At 65.3% G+C, this 20,997-nt stretch carries 17 protein-coding genes; 8 read left to right on the forward strand and 9 right to left on the reverse strand.

The features are described from left to right. Positions 1-84 precede the first annotated feature (84 nt). The 4 genes from V3B64_RS07025 to potA all read right to left on the reverse strand — a co-directional run bounded on the left by V3B64_RS07025 (position 85) and on the right by potA (position 4,437). Positions 85-1,449 carry an NAD-dependent succinate-semialdehyde dehydrogenase gene (locus V3B64_RS07025; RefSeq protein WP_329913850.1) on the reverse strand — a complete coding sequence of 455 codons (1,365 nt, stop codon included), beginning with the start codon at positions 1,447-1,449 and terminating at the stop codon, positions 85-87. 83 nt (positions 1,450-1,532) lie between these two features. Then, positions 1,533-2,375 carry an ABC transporter permease subunit gene (locus V3B64_RS07030; RefSeq protein ID WP_008267688.1) on the reverse strand — a complete coding sequence of 281 codons (843 nt, stop codon included), beginning with the start codon at positions 2,373-2,375 and terminating at the stop codon, positions 1,533-1,535. After that, complete coding sequence (locus tag V3B64_RS07035; RefSeq protein WP_049399899.1) at positions 2,372-3,304, reverse strand: ABC transporter permease subunit; 933 nt, start codon at positions 3,302-3,304, stop codon at positions 2,372-2,374. The genes V3B64_RS07030 and V3B64_RS07035 overlap by 4 nt, the downstream gene beginning before the upstream one ends. Continuing rightward, positions 3,301-4,437, reverse strand: a complete 1,137-nt coding sequence (gene potA, locus V3B64_RS07040; RefSeq protein ID WP_329893794.1) for a polyamine ABC transporter ATP-binding protein — start codon at positions 4,435-4,437, stop codon at positions 3,301-3,303. The genes V3B64_RS07035 and potA overlap by 4 nt, the downstream gene beginning before the upstream one ends. A gap of 273 nt (positions 4,438-4,710) precedes the next feature. Here potA and V3B64_RS07045 point away from each other — a divergent pair, with 273 nt between their 5' ends. Then, positions 4,711-6,111, forward strand: a complete 1,401-nt coding sequence (locus V3B64_RS07045) for an NAD(P)-binding domain-containing protein (protein ID WP_329913851.1) — start codon at positions 4,711-4,713, stop codon at positions 6,109-6,111. A 39-nt stretch (positions 6,112-6,150) separates the two neighbouring features. Here V3B64_RS07045 and V3B64_RS07050 read toward each other — a convergent pair whose 3' ends face one another. The 3 genes from V3B64_RS07050 to V3B64_RS07060 all read right to left on the reverse strand — a co-directional run bounded on the left by V3B64_RS07050 (position 6,151) and on the right by V3B64_RS07060 (position 9,507). Beyond that, positions 6,151-7,260, reverse strand: a complete 1,110-nt coding sequence (locus V3B64_RS07050) for a polyamine ABC transporter substrate-binding protein (protein ID WP_032127877.1) — start codon at positions 7,258-7,260, stop codon at positions 6,151-6,153. 91 nt (positions 7,261-7,351) lie between these two features. After that, positions 7,352-8,749 (reverse strand): glutamine synthetase family protein, encoded by a 1,398-nt coding sequence (locus V3B64_RS07055; RefSeq protein ID WP_049423285.1) that lies wholly within the window; start codon positions 8,747-8,749, stop codon positions 7,352-7,354. Next, positions 8,746-9,507 (reverse strand): gamma-glutamyl-gamma-aminobutyrate hydrolase family protein, encoded by a 762-nt coding sequence (locus tag V3B64_RS07060; protein WP_329913852.1) that lies wholly within the window; start codon positions 9,505-9,507, stop codon positions 8,746-8,748. The genes V3B64_RS07055 and V3B64_RS07060 overlap by 4 nt, the downstream gene beginning before the upstream one ends. 161 nt (positions 9,508-9,668) lie before the next feature. Between V3B64_RS07060 and V3B64_RS07065 the strand changes: the two genes are divergently transcribed. From V3B64_RS07065 to V3B64_RS07075, 3 genes are all read left to right on the forward strand, one after another. Next, positions 9,669-10,946: an FAD-binding oxidoreductase gene (locus V3B64_RS07065; protein ID WP_329913853.1), complete on the forward strand. Its 1,278-nt coding sequence runs from the start codon at positions 9,669-9,671 to the stop codon at positions 10,944-10,946. Positions 10,947-10,996: 50 nt separating this feature from the next. Then, a complete protein-coding gene (locus tag V3B64_RS07070; RefSeq protein ID WP_329913854.1) occupies positions 10,997-12,601 on the forward strand; it encodes an MASE1 domain-containing protein in 1,605 nt (534 codons plus the stop codon). Between the two features lie 206 nt (positions 12,602-12,807). Continuing rightward, positions 12,808-14,403, forward strand: a complete 1,596-nt coding sequence (locus tag V3B64_RS07075; protein ID WP_329913855.1) for an MASE1 domain-containing protein — start codon at positions 12,808-12,810, stop codon at positions 14,401-14,403. Positions 14,404-14,499: 96 nt separating this feature from the next. Here V3B64_RS07075 and V3B64_RS07080 read toward each other — a convergent pair whose 3' ends face one another. Next, the gene (locus tag V3B64_RS07080) at positions 14,500-14,841 is read right to left on the reverse strand and encodes a hypothetical protein (protein ID WP_223224650.1); all 342 of its coding nucleotides are present in this window, start codon (positions 14,839-14,841) and stop codon (positions 14,500-14,502) included. Between the two features lie 396 nt (positions 14,842-15,237). On the opposite strand from V3B64_RS07080, the gene V3B64_RS07085 reads away from it, so the two are divergent. The 3 genes from V3B64_RS07085 (at position 15,238) to V3B64_RS07095 (ending at position 18,804) form a co-directional block, all read left to right on the forward strand. Then, complete coding sequence (locus V3B64_RS07085; RefSeq protein ID WP_329913856.1) at positions 15,238-16,806, forward strand: MASE1 domain-containing protein; 1,569 nt, start codon at positions 15,238-15,240, stop codon at positions 16,804-16,806. Positions 16,807-16,913: 107 nt separating this feature from the next. After that, positions 16,914-18,257 (forward strand): diguanylate cyclase, encoded by a 1,344-nt coding sequence (locus tag V3B64_RS07090; RefSeq protein ID WP_032127881.1) that lies wholly within the window; start codon positions 16,914-16,916, stop codon positions 18,255-18,257. Positions 18,258-18,342: 85 nt separating this feature from the next. Then, positions 18,343-18,804 carry a bacteriohemerythrin gene (locus V3B64_RS07095; protein ID WP_004151683.1) on the forward strand — a complete coding sequence of 154 codons (462 nt, stop codon included), beginning with the start codon at positions 18,343-18,345 and terminating at the stop codon, positions 18,802-18,804. Here V3B64_RS07095 and V3B64_RS07100 read toward each other — a convergent pair. Continuing rightward, on the reverse strand, positions 18,785-20,077 hold the full coding sequence (locus V3B64_RS07100; RefSeq protein WP_180862766.1) for an MFS transporter: 1,293 nt from the start codon (positions 20,075-20,077) through the stop codon (positions 18,785-18,787). The two genes, V3B64_RS07095 and V3B64_RS07100, sit on opposite strands and share 20 nt — an antisense overlap. A gap of 156 nt (positions 20,078-20,233) precedes the next feature. Here V3B64_RS07100 and V3B64_RS07105 point away from each other — a divergent pair, with 156 nt between their 5' ends. After that, entirely contained in the window at positions 20,234-20,875 is a 642-nt protein-coding gene (locus V3B64_RS07105; protein WP_329913857.1) for a hypothetical protein, read from the forward strand. Positions 20,876-20,997 lie beyond the last annotated feature (122 nt).

The following is a 20,997-nucleotide window of genomic DNA, read 5'->3' on the forward strand; positions in this document are numbered from 1 at the left end:
CGCCGACGCCCCCGTGGCGGCTCGGGCCGCGCCGGGGCCCCCCCCCCCCCCCCGCCCCCCCCCCCCCGCCACTACCGTTGGGCATCAAGCCACGTAGACGGTCTTGATGTTCATGAACTCATGGATGCCATGGTCGGCCAGCTCCCGACCGAAGCCGGACTGCTTGCTGCCGCCGAACGGCAACCGCGCGTCGCTCTTGACGATGGCGTTGACGAACGCTGCACCACACTCCATGCGCTGCGCGAAACGTTCGCCGCGCACCGGATCGCGCGTCCACACGCTGCCGCCCAGGCCGAAGCGGGTGTCGTTGGCCACGCGCAGTGCCTCGGCCTCATCCTTGACCCGGATCACCGCAGCGACAGGTCCGAACAGCTCCTCGTCGTAGGCCGGCATGCCCGGGCCGACCTGATCGAGCACGGTGGCCGGATAGCCGGCATGTGTACCCGCAATCGGCTCACCACCCAGCAGTACCCGCGCGCCCTTGGCCACGCTGGCCCTCACCTGCTTGTGCAGTTCGTCGCGCAGGTCCGCGCGCGCCATCGGCGCCAGCGTGGTACCGCGCTCGTCCGGATCACCGTACTGGCGCTCGGCCGCGGCTTCCACGAAGCGGCGCGTGAACTCATCGGCCACCGCGTCGACCACGATGAAGCGCTTGGCCGCGATGCAGGTCTGCCCGCTGTTGTCGAAGCGCGACTTCACCGCCGCCGCCACGGTCTTGTCGAGGTCGGCATCGTCGAGCACCACGAAGGCATCGCTGCCACCCAGCTCCATCACCGACTTCTTCAGCTGGCTGCCCGCGTTGGACGCGATCGAGCGCCCTGCCCGCTCGCTGCCGGTCAGCGTCACCGCCTTCACCCGTGCGTCGCGCAGCACCTCGGCCGCCTGGTCGTTGTCGATGTGCAGTACATCGAACACGCCGTCAGGCAGGCCACCGTCACGGCATATCGCCAGGATCAGGTCGGCGCACTGCGGCACGTTGCTGGCGTGTTTGAGCAGGGCCACGTTGCCTGCCATGAACGCCGGGGCGAGGAAGCGGAACACCTGCCAGATCGGGAAATTCCACGGCATCACCGCGAACACGCAGCCGATCGGCTCGTAGCGCACATAGCTGCGCTGGGCTTCGGTGTCGATCAGCTGCGGCTTGAGATAATCAGCTGCGTGGTCGGAGTAGAACTCGCAGGCCGCCGCGCACTTGTCGACCTCGGCCAGCGCTTCGGCCTTGAGCTTGCCCATCTCATGGGTCATCGCCTGCTGCAGATCGTCACGGCGCGCGCGTAGTTGCGCGGCGATCCGGCGCAGGATGGCACCGCGATCCTGCAACGAGTGATCAGCCCAGCCGGGGAAGGCATCGGCTGCGGCCTGCAGGCGTTGCTCGATGTCGGCAGCACCCATCAGTTCATGGCAGTAGGTCACCTGGCCGGTGGCCGGGTCGACAATCTCGACGGTCATGCGGGGTCTCCATCTGGTAGACCCCCATTGTGCGCCGCCGGCCGTGAGCCAGATGTTGCCGACGCTGTCGACAAACCGTGTGCTCAGCCGTTGTCCTGGCGTGCCAGCTGCAGGTCGCGCTGGCGCCGTTTCTCGGCACGCGCGTTGATGTACCAGCCGATCACGGCGGCGATCGATACCGCCGACACCAGCAGCGTGGCCAGTGCATTGATCTTCGGGCTGATGCCCATGCGCACCGAGGCGAACACCTTCATCGGCAGCGTGGTCGAGCCCGGCGTGGCGACGAAGCTGGCCACCACCACGTCATCCAGCGACAGGGTGAACGCCAGCAGCCAACCGGCCACCAGCGCCGGCGCGATGATCGGCAGGGTGATGCGCCCGAACACGGTCAGCCGGCTCGCGCCCAGGTCCATCGCCGCTTCCTCCAGCGACAGGTCCATTTCCTGCAGGCGCGAGGACACCACCACGGTGACGAAGCACAGGGTGAAGGTGACGTGGGCGATCCAGATGGTGGTCAGGCCACGCGCCGGGAAGCCGGGAATCGCACCCATCGAGGCCAGCAGCGCCATCAGCGAGAAGCCGAGGATCACATCCGGCATCACCAGCGGCGCGGTCACCAGTGCGCCGAACAGCGGCTTGCCACGGAAGCGCTTGAAGCGCGTCATCACCATCGCCGCCAGCGTGCCCAGCACGGTGGCGGTACAGGCGGTCCAGAACGCCACCACCAGGCTGGTCCACATCGCATCCATCAGCGCGCGGTCGGCGAACAGGTCGCTGTAGGCGCGGGTGGAGAACCCGGCCCAGACCATCGCCAACCGCGAGCTGTTGAACGAATAGAACATCAACAACAGGATCGGCAGGTACAGGAAGGCGAAGCCGAGCAGCAGCACGCCCAGCCCGAGGCCCTTTGCGCTACGCGGGCTCATGCCTGCTTCCCTTCCAGCAGGCGCTGCTGGGAACGGTTGAACAGCAGGATCGGCACCAGCAGCAACAGGATCATCGCCACCGCCATCGCCGAGGCGCCCGGCCAGTTGCGGTTGTTGAAGAACTCGTTCCACAGCTGGCGGCCCACCATCAGCGTCTCCGAGCCACCCAGCATTTCCGGGATCACGAATTCACCAATCGCCGGAATCATCACCAGCATGCAGCCGGCGATGATGCCCGCCTTGGACAACGGCAGGGTGATGCGCAGGAACGCCTGCCACGGCTTGGCACCAAGGTCGTAGGCGGCTTCCAGCAGGCGGTGGTCATGCTTGACCAGATTGGCGTACAGCGGCAGCACCATGAACGGCAGATAGCAGTAGACGATGCCGATATAGGCGGCGGTCGGGGTGTCGATCAGCTGCAGTTTCGGCAGGCCCATCGACGTCATCAGCGTCTGCAGGCCGGTGAACTGCAGGAACTGGTCGAGCAGGCCGTTGCGGTCCAGGATCGCCTTCCATGCATACACGCGGATCAGGAACGAGGTCCACGACGGCAGCACCACCAGCATCATCGCCACGTTACGCGCGGCCGGCGACAGGCGGGCGATGGCGTAGGCCATCGGGTAGCCGATCAGCAGGGTCAGGAAGGTCGAGATCGCCGCGATCTTGATCGAGCTCAGGAACGCCTGCGCATAGATCGAATCGCGGAACAGCGCCAGGTAGTTTTCCAGGTTCAGCTTCAGCGAGAAGCCGCCATCGGCGTACTGCAGCAGCCAGGTGTACGGCGGCGAGCCGACCCGGCTGAGCGAGAAGCTGATCATCAGCACGATCAGGAACGGCACTGCGAAGAACAGCAGCAGCCACAGATACGGAATGCCGATCACCGTGGCACGCAGCCCCGGCAACCAGCGCTTCAGGCCGGCGACGCTCATGAGGTCAGCACCACGCCGTCGTTGTCGCGCCAGTGCACCCACACCTCGTCGCCCCAGGTGAGGCCATCACTGGCCCAGCGCTGCGAGTTGGCGAAGTTGGCCAGTACCTTGGCACCGCTGGGCAGGCGCACGTGGTACACCGAGTGGCTGCCGAAGTAGGCAATGTCCTCGATCACGCCCTGCGCCTTGTTGGTGTGCCCTTCCGGCTCGTCCTTGCCGATCATCACCTTTTCCGGGCGCAGCGCGAACGCGACCGGCTGCCCTTCATAGCCGGTGATGCCATGGGCGATGTAGATCGGCGCAGGGAACAGCGGCGAGCGCACGGTCACGTACTCGGGAAGGTCCTCGTCGATCACCCCGTCGAACAGGTTGACCGAACCGATGAACTCGGCGACGAAGCGGTTGGCCGGCTGCTCGTAGACCTCATCCGGCTTGCCGACCTGCTGGATCCAGCCGGCATCCATCACCGCGATGCGGGTGGCCATGGTCATCGCTTCTTCCTGATCGTGGGTGACCATCACGCAGGTCACACCCGACGATTCGATGATGCTGACCAGTTCCAGCTGCATCTGCGAGCGCAGTTTCTTGTCCAGCGCGCCCATCGGCTCGTCCAGCAACAGCAGCTTCGGCCCTTTGGCCAGCGACCGCGCCAGCGCCACGCGCTGCTGCTGGCCGCCGGACAGCTGATGCGGCTTGCGCTTGCCCAGGTGCCCCATCTGCACCAGGTCCAGCATCTCGCCGACGCGCTTGCTGATCGCATCCTTGCCCAGGCCATCCTGCTTCAGGCCGAAGGCAATGTTCTGCTCGACCGTCATGTGCGGGAACAGGGCATAGGACTGGAACATCATGTTGACCGGCCGCTGATACGGCGGCAGCGCGTCCAGGCGCTGGCCGTCGAGGGTGATGCTGCCCTTGGTGGGCGTCTCGAAGCCGCCCAGGCAGCGCAGCAGGGTCGATTTGCCACTGCCGGAGCCACCGAGCAGGGCAAAGATTTCGCCCTTGCGCACGTCCAGGTTGACGTCGTCGACGGCGACGAAACCGTCGAATTCCTTGCGCAGGTCACGAATGGAGAGATAGCCGGGCACACCGGTCGTGTCGACGACGGTGGCTACCGGCTGGGCTTCAACGGGCATGGGGGCTCCGGGAGCGGGCGGTGGACAGCGGCCGCCATTCTAACGGCCGGGGGGCCCAGGGGATATGACGGCGGCAGGCGGAAGCGGCCGCTGGCCAGCCCCGGGGGCCCTGGGAGTGTCGGTTTTCCCCCGCCATGGTGGCCTGTCCGCGCAAAGGCCCGGGCTCCCCTGGACGCCCCTGCGGTCGTCCCGGCCAGACACCACAGGCGACGCCTCGATCTGCAACGTTTTTCAGAACCGGATCTGTTGAAGGCCCGGGGCATTCCCCGCGCAATGGCCCGGATCAAGCCCTTGCATGGACCCACCCTGGTGACTTCCCCGGACCGCCCCTCCCCTTTCCCGCCCCGCCTGCCGGGCTCCCTGCCTGCAACGCTGCCGCTGGTCATCATCGGCGCCGGCCAGGCCGGGCTGTCCCTCAGCGCGCTCCTGCAGGAAGCCGGCGTCGAGCATCGCGTGCTGGAGGCCGAAACCGTGGGCGCCAGCTGGCAGCGGCGCTGGGATTCGTTCCAGACCAACACCGCCAACGCGACGATGGCCCTGCACGACCATGCCTATGCGGGCGACGACCCGGAAGGTTTCATGGGGGCCCCCGAGGTGATCCGGCGGCTGCGCGACTATGCCGACGAACGTTCGTTGCCGATCAGCGAAGGTTGTGCGGTTCAGCGGGTCACGCCCGAATCGGGCGGCTATGCCATCGAAACCAGCGACGGATTGATCCGGGCTGGGGCGATTGTGGTCGCTACCGGCGAATACCGGCGCGCGCGGATGCCCCGGGTCCCCTTCGCGCCCGGACCGGGTCTGACGGTGCTGCACTCCGGCGACTACCGCAGCCCCCGCCAGCTGCCCGACGGCGGCGTGCTGGTCATCGGCGGTGGCCAGTCCGGCGCGCAGATCGCCCAGGACCTGCGCGACAGCGGTCGCAGCGTGCACTGGTCACTGGCCCAGCGGCATTCGCATACCCGCCGGCTGCGCGGCAAGGACTCGATGACCTGGTGGGACATGGCCGGGCGCATCCACCAGCACGTGAGTGAAGCGGCCGCCGTCCTGGCCGGAGAAGCGGATGCGCTGCGCAAGGCCCGCACCGCCGAGTTCCCGCTGATTTCCGGCAAGGGACGTGCCGGCCTGGGCAGCTCGATCAGCCTGCTGGCGATGCACCGCGCAGGCATCAGGCTGCTGGGTCGGTTGCAGGGCTTCGAAGGAAACATCGCCCGCTTCGCCGATGTGCGCCCGCAGCTGCGCACCGCGATCGAGGCGACACGGACCGAATATGCCTATCTCGATTCGCTGGCCAGCGCGTACTACGCCACGCGGCCCGAACCGCGCACCGACGATGCCCGCTACATTCCCGAAGAGGTCTATCTGCACTGGGAGCCGGACGCCGCCCCGCGTGAACTGGATCTGCAGGCCGCAGGCATCCGCTCGGTGGTGCTGGCCACCGGCTTCGTCGCCGAATGGCCCTGGCTCGACGTGCAGGGCGTGCTGGACGCACATGGCTATCCGCTCGGCGAGTTCGGCGTTTCACCGCATCCGGGGCTGTTCTTCATCGGCATGCACAACCTGCAGCGGATGAGTTCGTCGTTCCTGTGCAACGGCGGTCGCGATGCACGTGACCTGTTGCCGGCGATCCTGCGGCACCTTGACCAGGGCGGCGGTACCGCGCCCGGCCAAGGATGAAGCAATCCGCCGGGCATGGCCCGGCGGCGCCAGACCGGCTTAACGGCCGGTCTTCACCTCGGTCCACAGCCGGGTGTAGAGCTTGTCGGTTTCCGGCGTGTTGATCGAATAGGTGAACATCTTGTCGGCCACGTCGGCCGGCGGGTAGATGGTCGGGTCGGTACGGATCGCCTCATCCACCAGCGGGGTCGCGGTCGGCACCGGATTGGCGTAGTGGATGAAGTTGGTGTTGGCCGCGGCAACCTTCGGCTGCAGCAGGTAGTTGATGAACGCGTACGCGGCTTCCGGATGCTTGGCATCCTTCGGGATCGCCAGCATGTCGAACCACTGCGGGGCGCCTTCCTTCGGGATCGAGTAGGCCACGTGCACGCCATTGCTGGCTTCCTCGGCGCGGTCGCGGGCCTGGATGATGTCACCCGACCAGCCCACCACCAGGCAGGTGCCGCCATTGGCCAGCGAACCCACGTACTGCGAGGAGTGGAAGTTCTGCACGTACGGGCGGATCGACTTCAGCAGGTCGGCCGCCTTCTGCAGCTCGGCCGGGTCACCGCTGTGCGGGTCCAGGCCCAGGTAATGCAGCGCGATCGGAATCATGTCCGCCGGCGTGTCCAGGATGGTCACGCCGCAGTCCTTCATCTTGCTGATGTTCTCCGGCTTGAACACCAGGTCCCAGCTGTTGGCGATGTCGGTGCTGCCGCCGAAGCGCTGCTTCAGCATCTCCACGTTGTAGCCGATGCCGGTGGTGCCGATCATGTACGGCACGCCGTACTGGTTGCCCGGGTCCTGGGTGGCGATGCGCTTCATCACCGCCGGATCGAGGTTGGCCAGGTTCGGGATCTTGCTCTTGTCCAGCGGCAGGAACACGCCGGCCTGGATCTGGCGCCCGAAGAAGTTCAAGGTCGGCACCACCACGTCGTAGCCGCTGTTGCCGGCCAGCAGCTTGGTCTCGACCATCTCATCACTGTCGAACACATCGTAGGTCACCTTGATGCCGCTCTCCTTCTCGAAGGTCGGGATGGTGTCCTCGGCGATGTAATCGCTGTAGTTGTAGACGTTCAGGACCTGGCTGTCCTGCGCGCCGCCGTTGCCACCGCTGCAGGCGGCGAGCATGGCGGAGGCCAGGCCGAGCGTGAGGATACGCAGCTTCATCGGGTGCTCCAGAATGCGGAAAGGGGGGCCGGCGGGGCCGGCGACGGGTGCCAGCCTACCCCCCGGCGGCGGATTTTTCTATTCCAGATGCTCAGACGTTCAGCAGCAGGAACTCGCGCTCCCACGAGCTGATGACGCGGAAGAAGGTCTCATATTCCTTGCGCTTGACCGAGATGTAGGCGCGGCAGAAGCGCTCGCCCAGCAGCGCCTGCAGCTCGCTGCACTGCTCCAGCCCGTCCAGCGCTTCGCCCAGCGAGCGCGGCAGGTTGTAGCCCAGTTCCTTGGCGCTGCCGGTCACCGGCGCATCCGGTGCCAGCCGCTCGCGGATGCCCAGCAGGCCGCAGGCCAGGGTCGCCGCCATCGCCAGATAGGGATTGGCGTCAGACCCGGCGAAACGGCTTTCCACGCGCATGTTCTCCGGCGTGTCCAGCGGCACACGCAGCCCGCAGGTGCGGTTGTCATAGCCCCAGTGCACGTTGCTCGGCGAGACCTCGCCGAACACCAGCCGGCGATAGGAATTCACGTTCGGCGCAAAGAAGGCCATCGCCTGCGGCACGTACTTCTGCAGGCCGCCCAGGTAGTGGCCGAACACCGGGCTGAACTCGCCCTCGGCATGGGTCTCACCGGCGAACACATTGCTGCCATCGCTCACCCGCACCAGGCTCTGGTGGATGTGCATGGCGCTGCCCGGCTCGTTTTCCATCGGCTTGGCCAGGAACGTGGCATACACCCCGTGGCGCATCGCCGCTTCGCGCATGGTGCGCTTGAACAGGAATACCTGGTCGGCCAGGTCCATCGCATCGGCATGGGTGAAGTTGACCTCCAGCTGCGCGGCGCCGGATTCGTGGATCAGCGTGTCCACGTCCAGCTTCATCGCATCGGCGTAGTCGTACATCAGGTCGAGAATCGGGTCGAATTCGTTGACCGCATCGATCGAGTACGACTGCCGCGCGGTTTCCGGACGCCCGGAGCGGCCGGCCGGTGGCAGCAGCGGGAAGTCCGGGTCGGTGTTCTTCTGCACCAGGAAGAACTCCAGCTCCGGCGCCACCACCGGGCGCAGGCCCAGCTCGGCGTAGGCCGCCAGCACGCGGCGCAGCACGTTGCGCGGTGCCAGCTCGTGCGGCTCACCGCTCTTGGTGTAGCAATCGTGGATGACCTGCGCGGTGGCATCGGCCGCCCACGGCACCATGCGTACGGTGTCCGGATCGGGGCGCAGCATCATGTCCGAGTCCGACGGCGAGGTCAGGTCGTAGTAATCGTCAGGGAACTCGCCGGTGACGGTGGTGGCGAAGATGCCCTCGGGCAGCCGCGTGCCGTAGTCGTGCGAGAACTTGTCAGCCGGAATGATCTTGCCGCGCGCGTTGCCGGTGATGTCCGGCACCAGGCACTCGACCTCGGTGATGCGCCGCTCCTTCAGCCAACGCAGCAGACTGCTTTCCTGCGGTGCGGGGGGCGTAGCCGTCTTGCGCGGGCGCGTTCGGGAACTCATCGGGAATCCAGTCGGTTCTGTTGGTGCTCCCGGCAAGCTTGGCCGAACGCACGGAAAATAGCGTGATAGAACGGCGAATCCATGACACGCCACTCCGGGTGCCACTGTACGCCGAGCACGAAATCATGGTGCAGGCTGCGTGCCGCCTCGACCAGGCCATCATCGGCCACGGCTTCGACCTGGAGCCCCTGCGCCAGGCGGGCGATACCCTGCCCGTGTACCGAATTGACCTGCGTCCGGTCACTGCCGCTCCACCGCGCCAACCAGCCATCAGCGGCCAGGGTGACCGTGTGGGCCGGCCCGTACTGCACCTCCACCGGCGCCTGCGGGTCTTCGCGGTGGTCGGCCAGGCCAGGCACCGCGTGCACCTGCGGATGCAGGCTGCCACCCAGCGCGACGTTCAGCTCCTGGAAGCCGCGGCAGATCGCCAGTACCGGCAGGTCCAGCGCCAGCGCTTCGCGCAGCAGCCCGAAGGCATTGGCATCGCGGGCCGGGTCGTGCGGATTGCCTGGCCAGCTGCGGCCGCCCTCGTAGTGCTGCGGTTCGATGTTGCTGACCGCGCCGGTCAACAGCAGGCCATCGAGCCCCTGCAGCCATTCGCCAGCCGGCAAAGGAGGCTGCAGGCTCGGCAACACAACCGGGGTCACCTCGGCCGCCTCGGCCAGCGCGCGCACGTACTTCTCGCCGGCCACCGCGAAGCGGTGATGGCCGAGCACGGTGCTGTCGGTGGGCAGGCCCACCCAGGGCAGGCGGCGCATGGGAAAACTCCTTGGCGTGCCGACACGTTACCCGTCGCCCGGCGAACGCGGCAAGTCGTCGCCGTCACACCATGGCCGTCACGCATCGGCGAAACTAAGCGCGTGAACGCTGATCGCCCTCCCCCGCTCCGCCCGTCCGTACTGCGCCCGCAAGGCCTGCGATGAGCGCCGCCTTCCCGCCCAGCTGGTACGCCGCCAGCTTGCCCGAGCCGCCCGCACTTCCCTCGCTGCAGGGGAATGTGCAGGCCGATGTCGCAGTGCTTGGCGCGGGCTACACCGGCCTGACCGCAGCACTGGAACTGGCTACGCGTGGCCAGCGCGTGGTGGTGCTGGACGCGCAGCGGATCGGTTGGGGCGCGTCCGGTCGCAACGGTGGCCAGGCGCTGGTGGGCTATGGCTGCGAGGTTGACGAGCTGGAGCGCCAGCTCGGCCGCGACGATGCGCGCCACCTGTTCGACTGGTCGCGTGACGCGGTGCAGGCGATGCGCACCCGCATCGATCGCCACGGCATCGACTGCCATTGGGTGGAAGGCCATGCCAGCGTCGCCATCCGTGAACGCCATGAGCGTGAACTACTGGCCAACTGCGAGCACCTGCAGCGCCACTACGACTACCCGATGCAATGGTGGGACCGTGATGCCCTGCGCGCGCAGCTGGACAGCCCGCGCTACCGCGCCGCGATGTTCGACCCGCTCAGCGCGCACCTGCAACCGCTGGCGTATGCACGCGGGTTGGCCGATGCGGCGCGCGCGGCCGGCGTGGTGATCCACGAGAACTCCGCGGTGACCCGCGTGCAGCGGGGACCACAGCCTTCCCTGCATACCGCTCAGGGCAGCGTGCGCTCTGCGCATCTGGTGGTGGCCGGCAACGCCTGGCTGCAGGGCCTGCTGCCCGAGCTGGAACGGCGGATCATGCCAGTGGGCACCTATATCGGCGCCAGCCAGCCGCTGGGTGCTGAACGCGCCCGGGCCCTGATCGGCAACAACATGGCCGTGGCCGACACCGCATGGGCTCTGGACTACTTCCGCCTCAGCCACGACCACCGCCTGCTGTTCGGCGGCCGCGCCAGCTACTCGGCCCTGCCCCCACCGGGCCTGCGCGGGGTGATGCAGCGGCGCATGCACCAGGTGTTCCCACAGCTGGCCGACGTGGCACTGGACCAGGTCTGGGGCGGCTATGTGGACATCACCCGCAACCGCGCCCCGCATTGGGGCCGGCTGGACGGCAATCTGTACTTCGCGCAAGGGTTCTCGGGGCATGGCGTGGCCGCCGCCGGGCTGGCCGGCGAGGTGATCGCCGCTGCCATTGCCGGCCAGAGCGAGCGCCTGGACGTGTTCCAGCGCCTGCGGCACGCGCCCTTCCCTGGTGGGCGGCTGCTGCGGATGCCGCTGCTGGTGGCAGCGATGTCGTGGTACAAGCTGCGGGATGCGTTGTGGTAGCGGGGCCCTTCCCAGCCACATAATCGGCGCAGGAGCTGGGGAGCACGTGGATGCAGTGGTGGAAAGACGGCCTGCTGGTGAGGATACGGGTCAGCCCCGAAGGGCTGGCGCTGGCGCTGCTCTATGCCCTCGCCTGCTGGGGTGCGCGCAAGCTGTCACTGGACCAGTTCTTCCTGCCTGCCGGCGTGCGGGTGGCCGCATTGCTGTTGTGCCCGCCCCGTCTTTGGCCCTACCTGCTGATTGGTGAGTACGCCTACTTCGCGCATCTGCGCATCCCCCTGATCAGCAAATACAACCTGACCTGGGTGATCCTGGCCTCGGTGTTCCTGATGCCCGCCGTGATGCTGATCGTGCGCCTGCACCGGAAGCTGCTTGCGCGCACCACGATCCTCGGCGTGATCTCCATTGCGGTATGCGCCGCGACGGTCATCAGCCTGCTCAACCTGGGAATCTCGTACCTGCTCTGGGAGCCGTTGCAGAACGCATCATTCATCACCAACGTGTTGCGCTATGCGCTGGGCGACTTCACCGGCATCCTCATCCTGGCGCCACTCGCACTGCTCTGGATCCGTCGCGCCGAGGAGCAATGGACGCCCCGGTCCGTTGCTGCTGTGGCAGGAGCACTCGCAGCCATGCTGGTCGTTGGCCTGCAGGCGACGCCGGTACCTGCCTCGATCACGGCGCCTGGCTCGCTGCAGTTGTTGTTGATCCTGCCTATTCCCGCGATCGCCCTGACCTGCCTGCTGGGATGGCGCGGTGCGGCCATCGGTGTCGCCGCCGTGAACATGATTCTTGGCGTCAGCACCCCCGCCGACCATCCGACGGCATTCGACCCGGCTACCTTCGCTACCCAGCAGGCCATGGCCATCGCCAGCATCGCCCTGCTGTTGCTGGGCGCGCGCATCACCCACTTCCAGAACCAGCACCGGTTGCGCGAGGAAGATGGCAGAGCGGCCCTGCAGCTTGCGCGGAATTCACATTTGGCCAGCGAGATGGACCTGCGTGAGCGCGCGGCCCATCTGCGCCAGCTGGGCGATGGCATGGACCTGTCGCTGAACGAAATGGTGAACTGGCTGCATGCACAGGGCCATCACGCTGTCGCAGACAGCCTGCGGCATACCTCGGAGGTGCATTCACGCCTGTTCCGGGCCCAGGCCAGCATGATCTACCCCGCCGCCCTGGAACGGCTAGGCTTGTACGTGGCCTTGCAGGCGGGTGGAGTGCGTGAGGCTTGGGGCAATACCCACCGGATCAATCAACCCTGGTTGATGGGCGATCCCTGCGCCCTCAGCCCTGGCTTGCAGCTGGCAGCCTATCGCTCGATCGTCGAGGCAGTGTCCATCCTGCTTGGCAACGAATCCGGTCAACTCACCGTGCGAGCGCGCTGTGGCCGCCTTGGCCGACAGCAAGGAATCTTGCTCGTTGCAGCCATGCTCGATCCACGCCGACGCCTTTCGCAGGCGACGATGATCATGGCCACTGACCAGTTAGCCGGCCGCGTGCTCGCATATCGCGGCACGATTCAATGCCAAGGCAATCGCGTCCGGATCTGCCTCATCGAAGCGGTAAGCGCTCCCCAGACCGGGGCCTACCCGGTTCGTGAAGCCGGTCGGGACAACCCGCTCGACCCGATTGGCCCACCCTCACGGATCTGATACCCAAATCAGAAAACTGCGACGGACTTCACAGCCGCTTGGTGACATCCAATGGCGGCGTGTTCACGGCTGGCGAAAGACCGCCTGACGCCTCCGCCGCCTACGAGATTGCGCCCATCGGCATCAACAGATACTGTCGGGCCTGAAGGATACATTCAGTGTCGCCAGGACTGCGATAACGCGGTACGAGCAAGGGAGGCTTGGGCTTGAGTTGGTTGAAAAGTGGATTTGAACTGAGCTTCCGTATACGACCTGTCGGCCTCGCTCTTGCTGCGCTGTATGCCTTCGCCTGCTGGGGAGCCCGTCACTTCTCCGTTGATCAGTTCTTCCTGCCGGCTGGCATTCGCGTGGCCGCACTGCTGTTGTGTCCGCCCAGGCTCTGGCCGTATCTCATTCTTGGTGAATACGCCTATTTCGCGCCGCTGCGTTATCCCATGATCGAAGAGTACGGGATAAGCTGGGTCATCCTCGGATCGGCGTGTCTGATACCTGCGGTGGCGCTGATCGTCCACCTCCACCGCAAGGCGATGGCATCGACCAGTGAAAGCTGGCTGCTTTCCGTTGCAGCATCCGCAGCACTGGTCGCCAGCGCTCTCAAGCTGGGACTGTCCCACGTGCTTTGGCCGGTCCCGCCAAGCATGCCCTTCTACACGAATGCAGCGCTATTTGTGCTGGGTGACTACATCGCCATCCTGACAGTGGCACCACTTGCATTGCTGTGGCTCCGCCGTCGTGGCGGCTACGACTGGTCTACCTGGCGGCTGCGCCCTACCATCACGGCGCTCAGCGCTCTATGTGCTCTCAGCATTCTCATCGCCACGGCCGGTGCGCGTGATGATGCGGCACGAGCCATATTGCAGCTGTTGATGACCTTGCCCGTAATTGCGCTGACATGCATTCATGGATGGCGAGGTGCTGCTGTGGGCGTACCGCTGATGAACATAATTCTCAGCGTAACCATGCCCAGTACCGGACTACCGGGCTCGTTCGACCAGACAACCTTCTTCACGCAACAGATCATCGCGATCACGGGTACCACCCTCTTGGCTCTGGGCTCACGCATCACTCATCACTATCATCAGCGTGCGCCCACAACGGTTCAGCTACAGGAGCCGAAGACAGTGGTTTTCTCTCGCTCGGCCCACCTGGCCAGTGAGATGGATCTGCGCGAGCGGGCACTGGGCCTGCGCAGGGTAGCCGACGATATTGAAGCAGCCCTTGATGAAACCCTGAAGCTGCTCAGGACACATGGCCAGGAAGGCCCGGCAATCGATCTTCTGCGAACATTTTCCTCACGCTCGCGCAAGTTCCGCGAGCTGACCAGCATGGTCTACCCGACTGAGCTGGAGCACGCTGGGCTCTATGTTGCTCTTCAGGCAGGCGGGCTGAGCGAAGCCTGGGAAGAGACCCACCGAGTGGTCCGCCCCGTACTTCAGGGTGATCCCTGCCAGCTGAGCATGGGTTTACAGCTTGCCGCTTATCGCGTCCTTGCCGAGTCCATGTCTCTGTTACTCAAGGAAGAACGGGGCCAGATCCAGCTCCGTGCACGTTGCGGACACGTGGGTCAACACAAGGGAATATTGATCACAGCTTCGCTGCTCGATCGCACGAGCACGTTGTCGTCGAGAACTGTCGATCTGGCAATTGAGCGTCTCTCAGCACGTACACAGGCCTACTCTGGCACAGTCAGCTGCCTGGATAACCGGATCCGGATGGTGATGCGTGATACCCACTACGAAATGCAAGGGGACAGCGCGCCGCCGCGAGTGGATGCTCCGATTGACATGCCGGTCAAGTACTGACTCAAAGCCCCGCCAGTTCGCATCAGCAACGGCAGGGAAGCGTACCCGCAGCGGCTCTGGACCACCGCGGGCACTCTACTTGCCATCTACGGTCTTTCACTTTTCGCTGGGGGACGTCTCGACGGACCAGATTGCTCCCTTCCCTTCACCGTGGACAGCCAACGAGAAGTCCGACGCTTGGAACACCAGATGCCTACGCGCCGTCGCCGGCATCGCCAGCCGCTGCGAAGGTAGCGAGACACGGACAGACGAATTTCCGGCCGGCAGTGTCCAGAAAGTGGAATCGATGTTGGCGATGATCAAAACCACTTGGCCCGAAGGATCATTGACCTGGTAGTAGGTCACACCATCGCGCTGAAAGGCATAGACAAACCAAGCCGGATCCAAGCTTAGATTGATGGCGACCGGCTGGCGTTCGCCCAAACCGGCGCTGGCCATCTGGACACCATTGCCCCCCGTTGTACAGCAGGATGCTGAAACCAGCATGGGCATGGATAGCAGAGCTACAGTCGTCGCCGCAACGGAAAATCGGGGAAATCTCACAGGCATCTCCATTTTTGATTGAGTTACTGCATCCGGGTAATTCCGCATTGACCGCGGCAAAAGAGCGCCATGCCACTTCATGGCCGGATAAAATCGTCCGCTGCAAGCGTCAAGGCCGGAGCATCCCCAGCATACCGAGGCCCCCACGGGGGTGCCATCGCACCGACCGGCCCCCGTGTGTATTCTCCATTTTTCCGTTGCACGGCGTGCTATCTGCCGAAGCCGCTGTGCTGTGCTGGGCAGGCCACGCATACGCGGGACCGAGCGTCCCAACCGACCCGGGAGGGTGAAGTGAGCTGGTGGAAGGATGGAATACAGGTAGACGTTCGCTTCCGTCCAGAAGGATTCGCGGTAGCGACCCTATATGCGGCTGCGTGTTTGGTGACGCGGCAACTGTCACTTGACCAGTTCTATCTTCCTGCGGGCGTGCGGATTGCTGCACTTCTGTTGGTACCTGTGCGCCTATGGCCGTACCTTCTGCTTGGCGAATACGCCTATTTCGCACAGATCCGCATGCCAATGGCGACAACCCACGGACTGGCATGGGTCATTCTTGGCTCAATTGGGCTGATGCCTCTGGCAATGCTGATCGTGCGCTTCCATCGCAGACATGTCCCTACCGCGGGCGGATTGTGGCTGCTCTCCCTGTCGTTCTCGGCAGGCATTGCAGTCAGCCTGCTGAACATGGGACTTGCGCGTCTGCTGTGGCCTGGCCCAGACCCGGAAATGATGCTCGAACGGGTGGGACGTACTTTGCTGGGCCAAACCACCGGTATCCTTACGCTTGCCCCACTGGCACTGCTCTGGCTGCGGCGTCACTCCGAACCAGGATGGAGCACCCGCTTCGTTGCTTTCACCGCCACATCCATCACGCTGATCATGGTGCTTGGATTGGCAATGAAGCTGACACCGGCTACGGCCAACACCACCCGTGAGCAACTCGTCCTGATGGCTTCGCTCCCGGCAATCGCACTTGCCTTCCTGCACGGTTGGCGCGGCGCGGCAATCGCAGTGCCGCTACTGAATCTGATCGTGCTCGCATCTACACCAAGCACTGGGCTACCCGCTTCGTTTGACCTCGGAGCCTTCTCTACGCAGCAGAGCCTTTGCGTAATAAGCGTCGCGCTGCTCGCACTGGGATCTGGTATCAGCCACTATCAACGCAAGTACCAAGAGCATGAAGATAGTGGCCGGAACACAGTAAAGCTGGCGCGCGCCTCGTACCTGGCCGGTGAGCAGGCTCTGCGTTCACGGGCGCTCGAGCTGAAATCAATCGGTGACGGCATGGATATGTCGGTGCAAGGTGTTGTTGACTGGCTCAAGACCCATGGTCACCACGATATCGCGGCAGATCTGGTTCAGACATCTGCAACGCATTCATGGCAATTCCGCCAACAGGCCAGCATGATCTACCCGACTGCAATTGAGCAGATCGGGCTTTACCTCAGCCTGCAAGCCAGCGGCGTACGGGACGGTTGGAACTCCACCGGCCGTATGAATCGACCACAGTTCTCCGGCGACCCCTGCCAGTTGAGCGTGGGTCTGCAACTATCAGCCTATCGCCTACTGATCGATGCAGTGCCGGTCATGCTGAGTCATGAGCCGGGACAGATACACATCCAGGCACGTTGTGGCCGGCTCGGCCAGCGTCACGGCATCATGTTGAACATCGCACTGTTGGATCGCGATCGTCCACTGACGTCGGCCACCGAAGCTGCACTGATTGATCGGCTCGGCGGACGCCTGATTGCTTACGACGGCATGCTGCTATGTCGTCACCATCGAATCACGATCATACTCAGCGAATCCCTGCCGTCCCTGGTCCAGGGGGGCAGAGCGCGAAGCAAAGAGTTCGCCTAGCTCCATTCTCCGCGGCATGATGTACGCCGGGCGCTGCATGAGCGGCTAAAGTTACGCCCGAAACCGCCGCTATCCGTGCCGAGCCCTCCTTCGTGAGCCACCGCATCATGCCCGTCCTGCCGCAGGCCGCCGTCGATGGCGACCTGGCCGATCCGCTGCCGCAGCGGATCCTGCTGGTCGAAAATTCCCGTGCCTTTACCGGCATGCTGCGCGAAGCCATCGAGCAGCGCCTGGAACTGCCGGTGGTGATCGCCTCCACCCTGGCCGAGGCCGATCGCCTGCTGAGCGAGGGTGGCGGCTGGTTCCTGGTGCTGACCGGGTTGGTGCTGGCCGACGGCGACCGCGATGCGGTGGTCGAGTTCTTCCTCAAGCGCGACCTGCCGACCGTGGTGGTCAGCGGCGTGTACGACGAGGACCTGCGCAAGCGCGTGCTGCAGCAGCAGATCATCGACTACGTACTGAAGAATACCCCCGGCAGCATCGACTACCTGGTGTGGCTGGTGCAGCGGCTGGAACGCAACCGCCGCATCGCGGCGCTGGTGGTGGACGATTCCCCGTCCGCGCGCGGCTATGCCGCCGCCCTGCTGCGCATGTATGGCCATGAGGTGCACGAAGCGGCCGATGGCAACGAGGGCCTGGCCGCGATCGAGGCGCATCCGGCGATCCGCCTGGCGGTGGTCGACCAGGAAATGCCCGGCATGCAGGGCGTGGAATTCACCCGCCGCCTGCGCACCCTGCGCTCACGCGACAAGGTGGCGGTGATCGGCATCTCCGGCAACACCGACGCATCGCTGATCCCGCGCTTCCTGAAGAACGGTGCCAACGACTTCCTGCGCAAGCCATTCTCGCGCGAGGAATTCTTCTGCCGTGTCTCGCAGAACGTGGACCAGCTGGAACTGATCGGCACCCTGCAGGACCTGGCCACCCGCGACTTCCTCACCGGCCTGCCCAACCGCCGCTGCTTCCTGGAACAGAGCCAGCGCCAGTTGCCGCAGCTGCAGCTGCATGGCCAGTGCGTGGCGGTGGCGATGATCGACATCGATCACTTCAAGCACATCAACGACACTCACGGCCACGAGGCCGGCGATGATGCGCTGCGCGCGGTGGCCGGTGCGGTGGCCGCGCATGCACGCAGCCAGGACCTGATCGCACGCTTCGGTGGCGAGGAGTTCTGCCTGCTGGTGCCGGACATGGAACAGGACGAGGCACTGCAGTACTTCGAGGAGCTGCGCCAGCGCATCGCCGCACTGGAAGTGGACATTGGCACCGCGACGCTTCGCATGACGGTCAGCATCGGCCTGTGCTGCCTGCGCCCGCAGCGTGATGCGCTGCACCGGCTGATCTCCGAGGCCGACCGCCAGCTGTACCTGGCCAAGGCCGGTGGCCGCAACCGGGTCAGCTGCACCACGGTGGCCAGCCCGCTGCGCCCGCGCGAGCCGGCCCTGCCCTGACCGGCCCGCTTTGATCCAGATCAACGCCGCACCCGCGCGGCGGCTCTACAGTCGGCCCCGACATACGCATGAAGGGGAGCCGGGGATGGCACTACTGGTCTGGCAGGACGATCTGAACATCGGCATCGATGTGATCGACCAACAACACCGCCGCATCATCGAGATGCTCAACCACCTGCACGTGGCCCAGGCCAGCATGCAGCGTGCGGCGGTGGGTGAAGTGATCGACGAGGTCGTGGACTACACCATGTCGCACTTCGCATTTGAAGAAGAGTTGATGGAAGAAGCGGGCTACCCGTTCTGTGCCGCGCACAAGCGCGTGCATGAGGTCTTCATCAAGCGGGTATCGGAATACCGCATGCGCTTCCAGGCCGGCGAAGACATCAGCGACGAACTGCGCACCATGCTCTCACGCTGGCTGTTCAATCACATCCGCGGTGATGACCAGGCCTATGCCGAACAGGTCAAGGCGCACCTGAACCAGTTCGCCCGCGAGCACCAAGGGGGCGGTTGGCTGGGACGTACGCTCAAGCGCTTCTTTGGTTGAGCCTCAGGGCGCGCCGGTGCAGTGCCACCAGCGCGCACAGGGTCGCCACCGCAGTCAGGCACAGGTAGTAACCCACCGCGACCAGGCCGAAGCGTTCGGCCAGCCAGGTGGCCAGGTACGGCGCCGGTGCCGCGCCAAGGATGCCGGCCAGGTTGAAAGACAGCGACGCGCCGGTATAGCGCACTTCCACCGGGTAGATTTCGGCCAGGAAGGTGCCGCAGGGGCCGTAGGTCAGGCCCATCAGGAACAGGCCCAGGCACAGGAAGCCAGTGACCAGCCACGGGCTGTGCGGCTGGAACAGCGGCGCGAACAGCACACCGAAACCGACGATCAGTACGCTGGCGACGATCATCGTGCGTCGCGTGCCCCAACGGTCGCCATAGCGCGCCGACAGCGGGATACCCAGCGCGAAGAACAGCATGCCGGCCATCTGCATCAGCAGGAACTGCTCGCGGCTGTAGCCCAGCACCGCGGTGCCATGGCCGAGACTGAACACCGTCATCAGGTAGAACAGCACGAAGGTGGCGAACGCACCCAGCGTGCCCAGCAGCATCGGCACCGGATGGTCACGCAGTACCGTCCACATCGGCAGCCGCACCGGCGCCTTGCGCTCCAGCGCTTTCTTGAAATCGGGCGTCTCGTGGATGTTCAGGCGCACCCACAGGCCAAGGCCGACCAGCAGAGCGCTGGCCACGAACGGGATACGCCAGCCCCACTGCAGGAAGTCGTCCTGGCTCAGGCAACGGCCGAGCACCAGGAAGATGCCGGCTGACAGCAGGAAGCCCAGCGGTGCGCCCAGCTGCGGGAACATGCCGTACCAGGCGCGCTTGCCCGGCGGCGCGTTCTCGGTGGCCAGCAGCACCGCCCCACCCCATTCGCCACCCAGCCCCAGGCCCTGGCCGAAACGGCACAGCGCCAGCAACGCGGGGGCCCACAAGCCAATCTGTGCATGGGTGGGCAACAGGCCGATCAGCACCGTGGACAGGCCCATGGTCAGCAGCGCGGCCACCAGCGTGGCCTTGCGGCCGATACGGTCACCGAAGTGGCCGAACACCGCCGAGCCCACCGGACGCGCGATGAACGCGACCGCGAACGTTGCCAGTGACTGCAGCAGCGCCGCCTGTTCGCTGCTGTCCGGGAAGAACAGGTGCGGGAACACCAGCACCGCGGCCGTGGCGTAGATGTAGAAATCGAAGAACTCGATGGTGGTGCCGATCAGGCTGGCCAGCAGGACTCGACTGGGGGAATTCACGGACGGCGCGGCAGCGGTGATCGTCGACATCGGCAACACGGGTAACGGCGGATCGCCCGATTCTGCCACGGGCCGGTGGCCGCACGGGGCGATGGTTTCAGCCGACACCGATGCCAACGGAATTTTTCGGGCCACCCGCTAGGCTGCGCCACCGGTCCCTGCATAGATGCTTTGCCGATGACTGCAGTCGCGCTGTCGTGGTCCGATTCGCCGAAGCTGCCGCGCATGGCGGCATGGCTGGTGGTGCTGCTGGTGCATGGGTTGATGGCAGTGTGGCTGCTGGGCAGCGGCAGGATGACGCTGCGCAGCGACGGAGGCGCCAGGATGACGTTGTACTGGCTGCCACCGAAGCAGCCCGTGCCGGCGCAACCGCGCCCGGCGCAGCCCACCGCAGAGGCAGCGCGCCCGGCCGCATCGACAGCGCCACGCCCGCCCCCGGCGGCACCTACGGATACCAGTACCCCCGCGTTCGAGGAATCGCCTGCAATGGCGCCGCTGATCCTGGGCCTCCCGGCGGGCAGCATCGACGGTGGCGACGGCATCAGCGCTGCGGGTGTCGCTCCGCGCCTTATTGGTCGGCGCGAGGTCCATCCGGCGTTCGGGCCGCGCCGCAATTACTTCCGGATCCGCCGGCAGATGACGCCGGAGCAGATCGTGCATGGCGTAGCGCAGCTGCTGGGGCTTTGGCCGCCGGGCTACATCGTCGACCCGTGCGAACTGGGCCGGCAGGACATGGATTACTTCCAGAATGCCGTCGAAGAGGCCGACCGGGATCTGCTGCGTGCAGCGGTGCTGCAGGTGAGTACCCGCTGCCGGTAGCTCGACAGCTGTCTGCCTTCTGTAGAGTCGAGCCATGCTCGACTGCTCTTCGCGAGAAGCAGCCGAGCATGGCTCGGCTCTACCGAAGAACGAAAAGCAGTCGAGCATGGCTCGACTCTACA

Origin of the sequence: Stenotrophomonas sp. SMYL86, assembly GCF_036320025.1 — a bacterium.
Taxonomy (GTDB): Bacteria; Pseudomonadota; Gammaproteobacteria; order Xanthomonadales; family Xanthomonadaceae; genus Stenotrophomonas; species Stenotrophomonas maltophilia_A.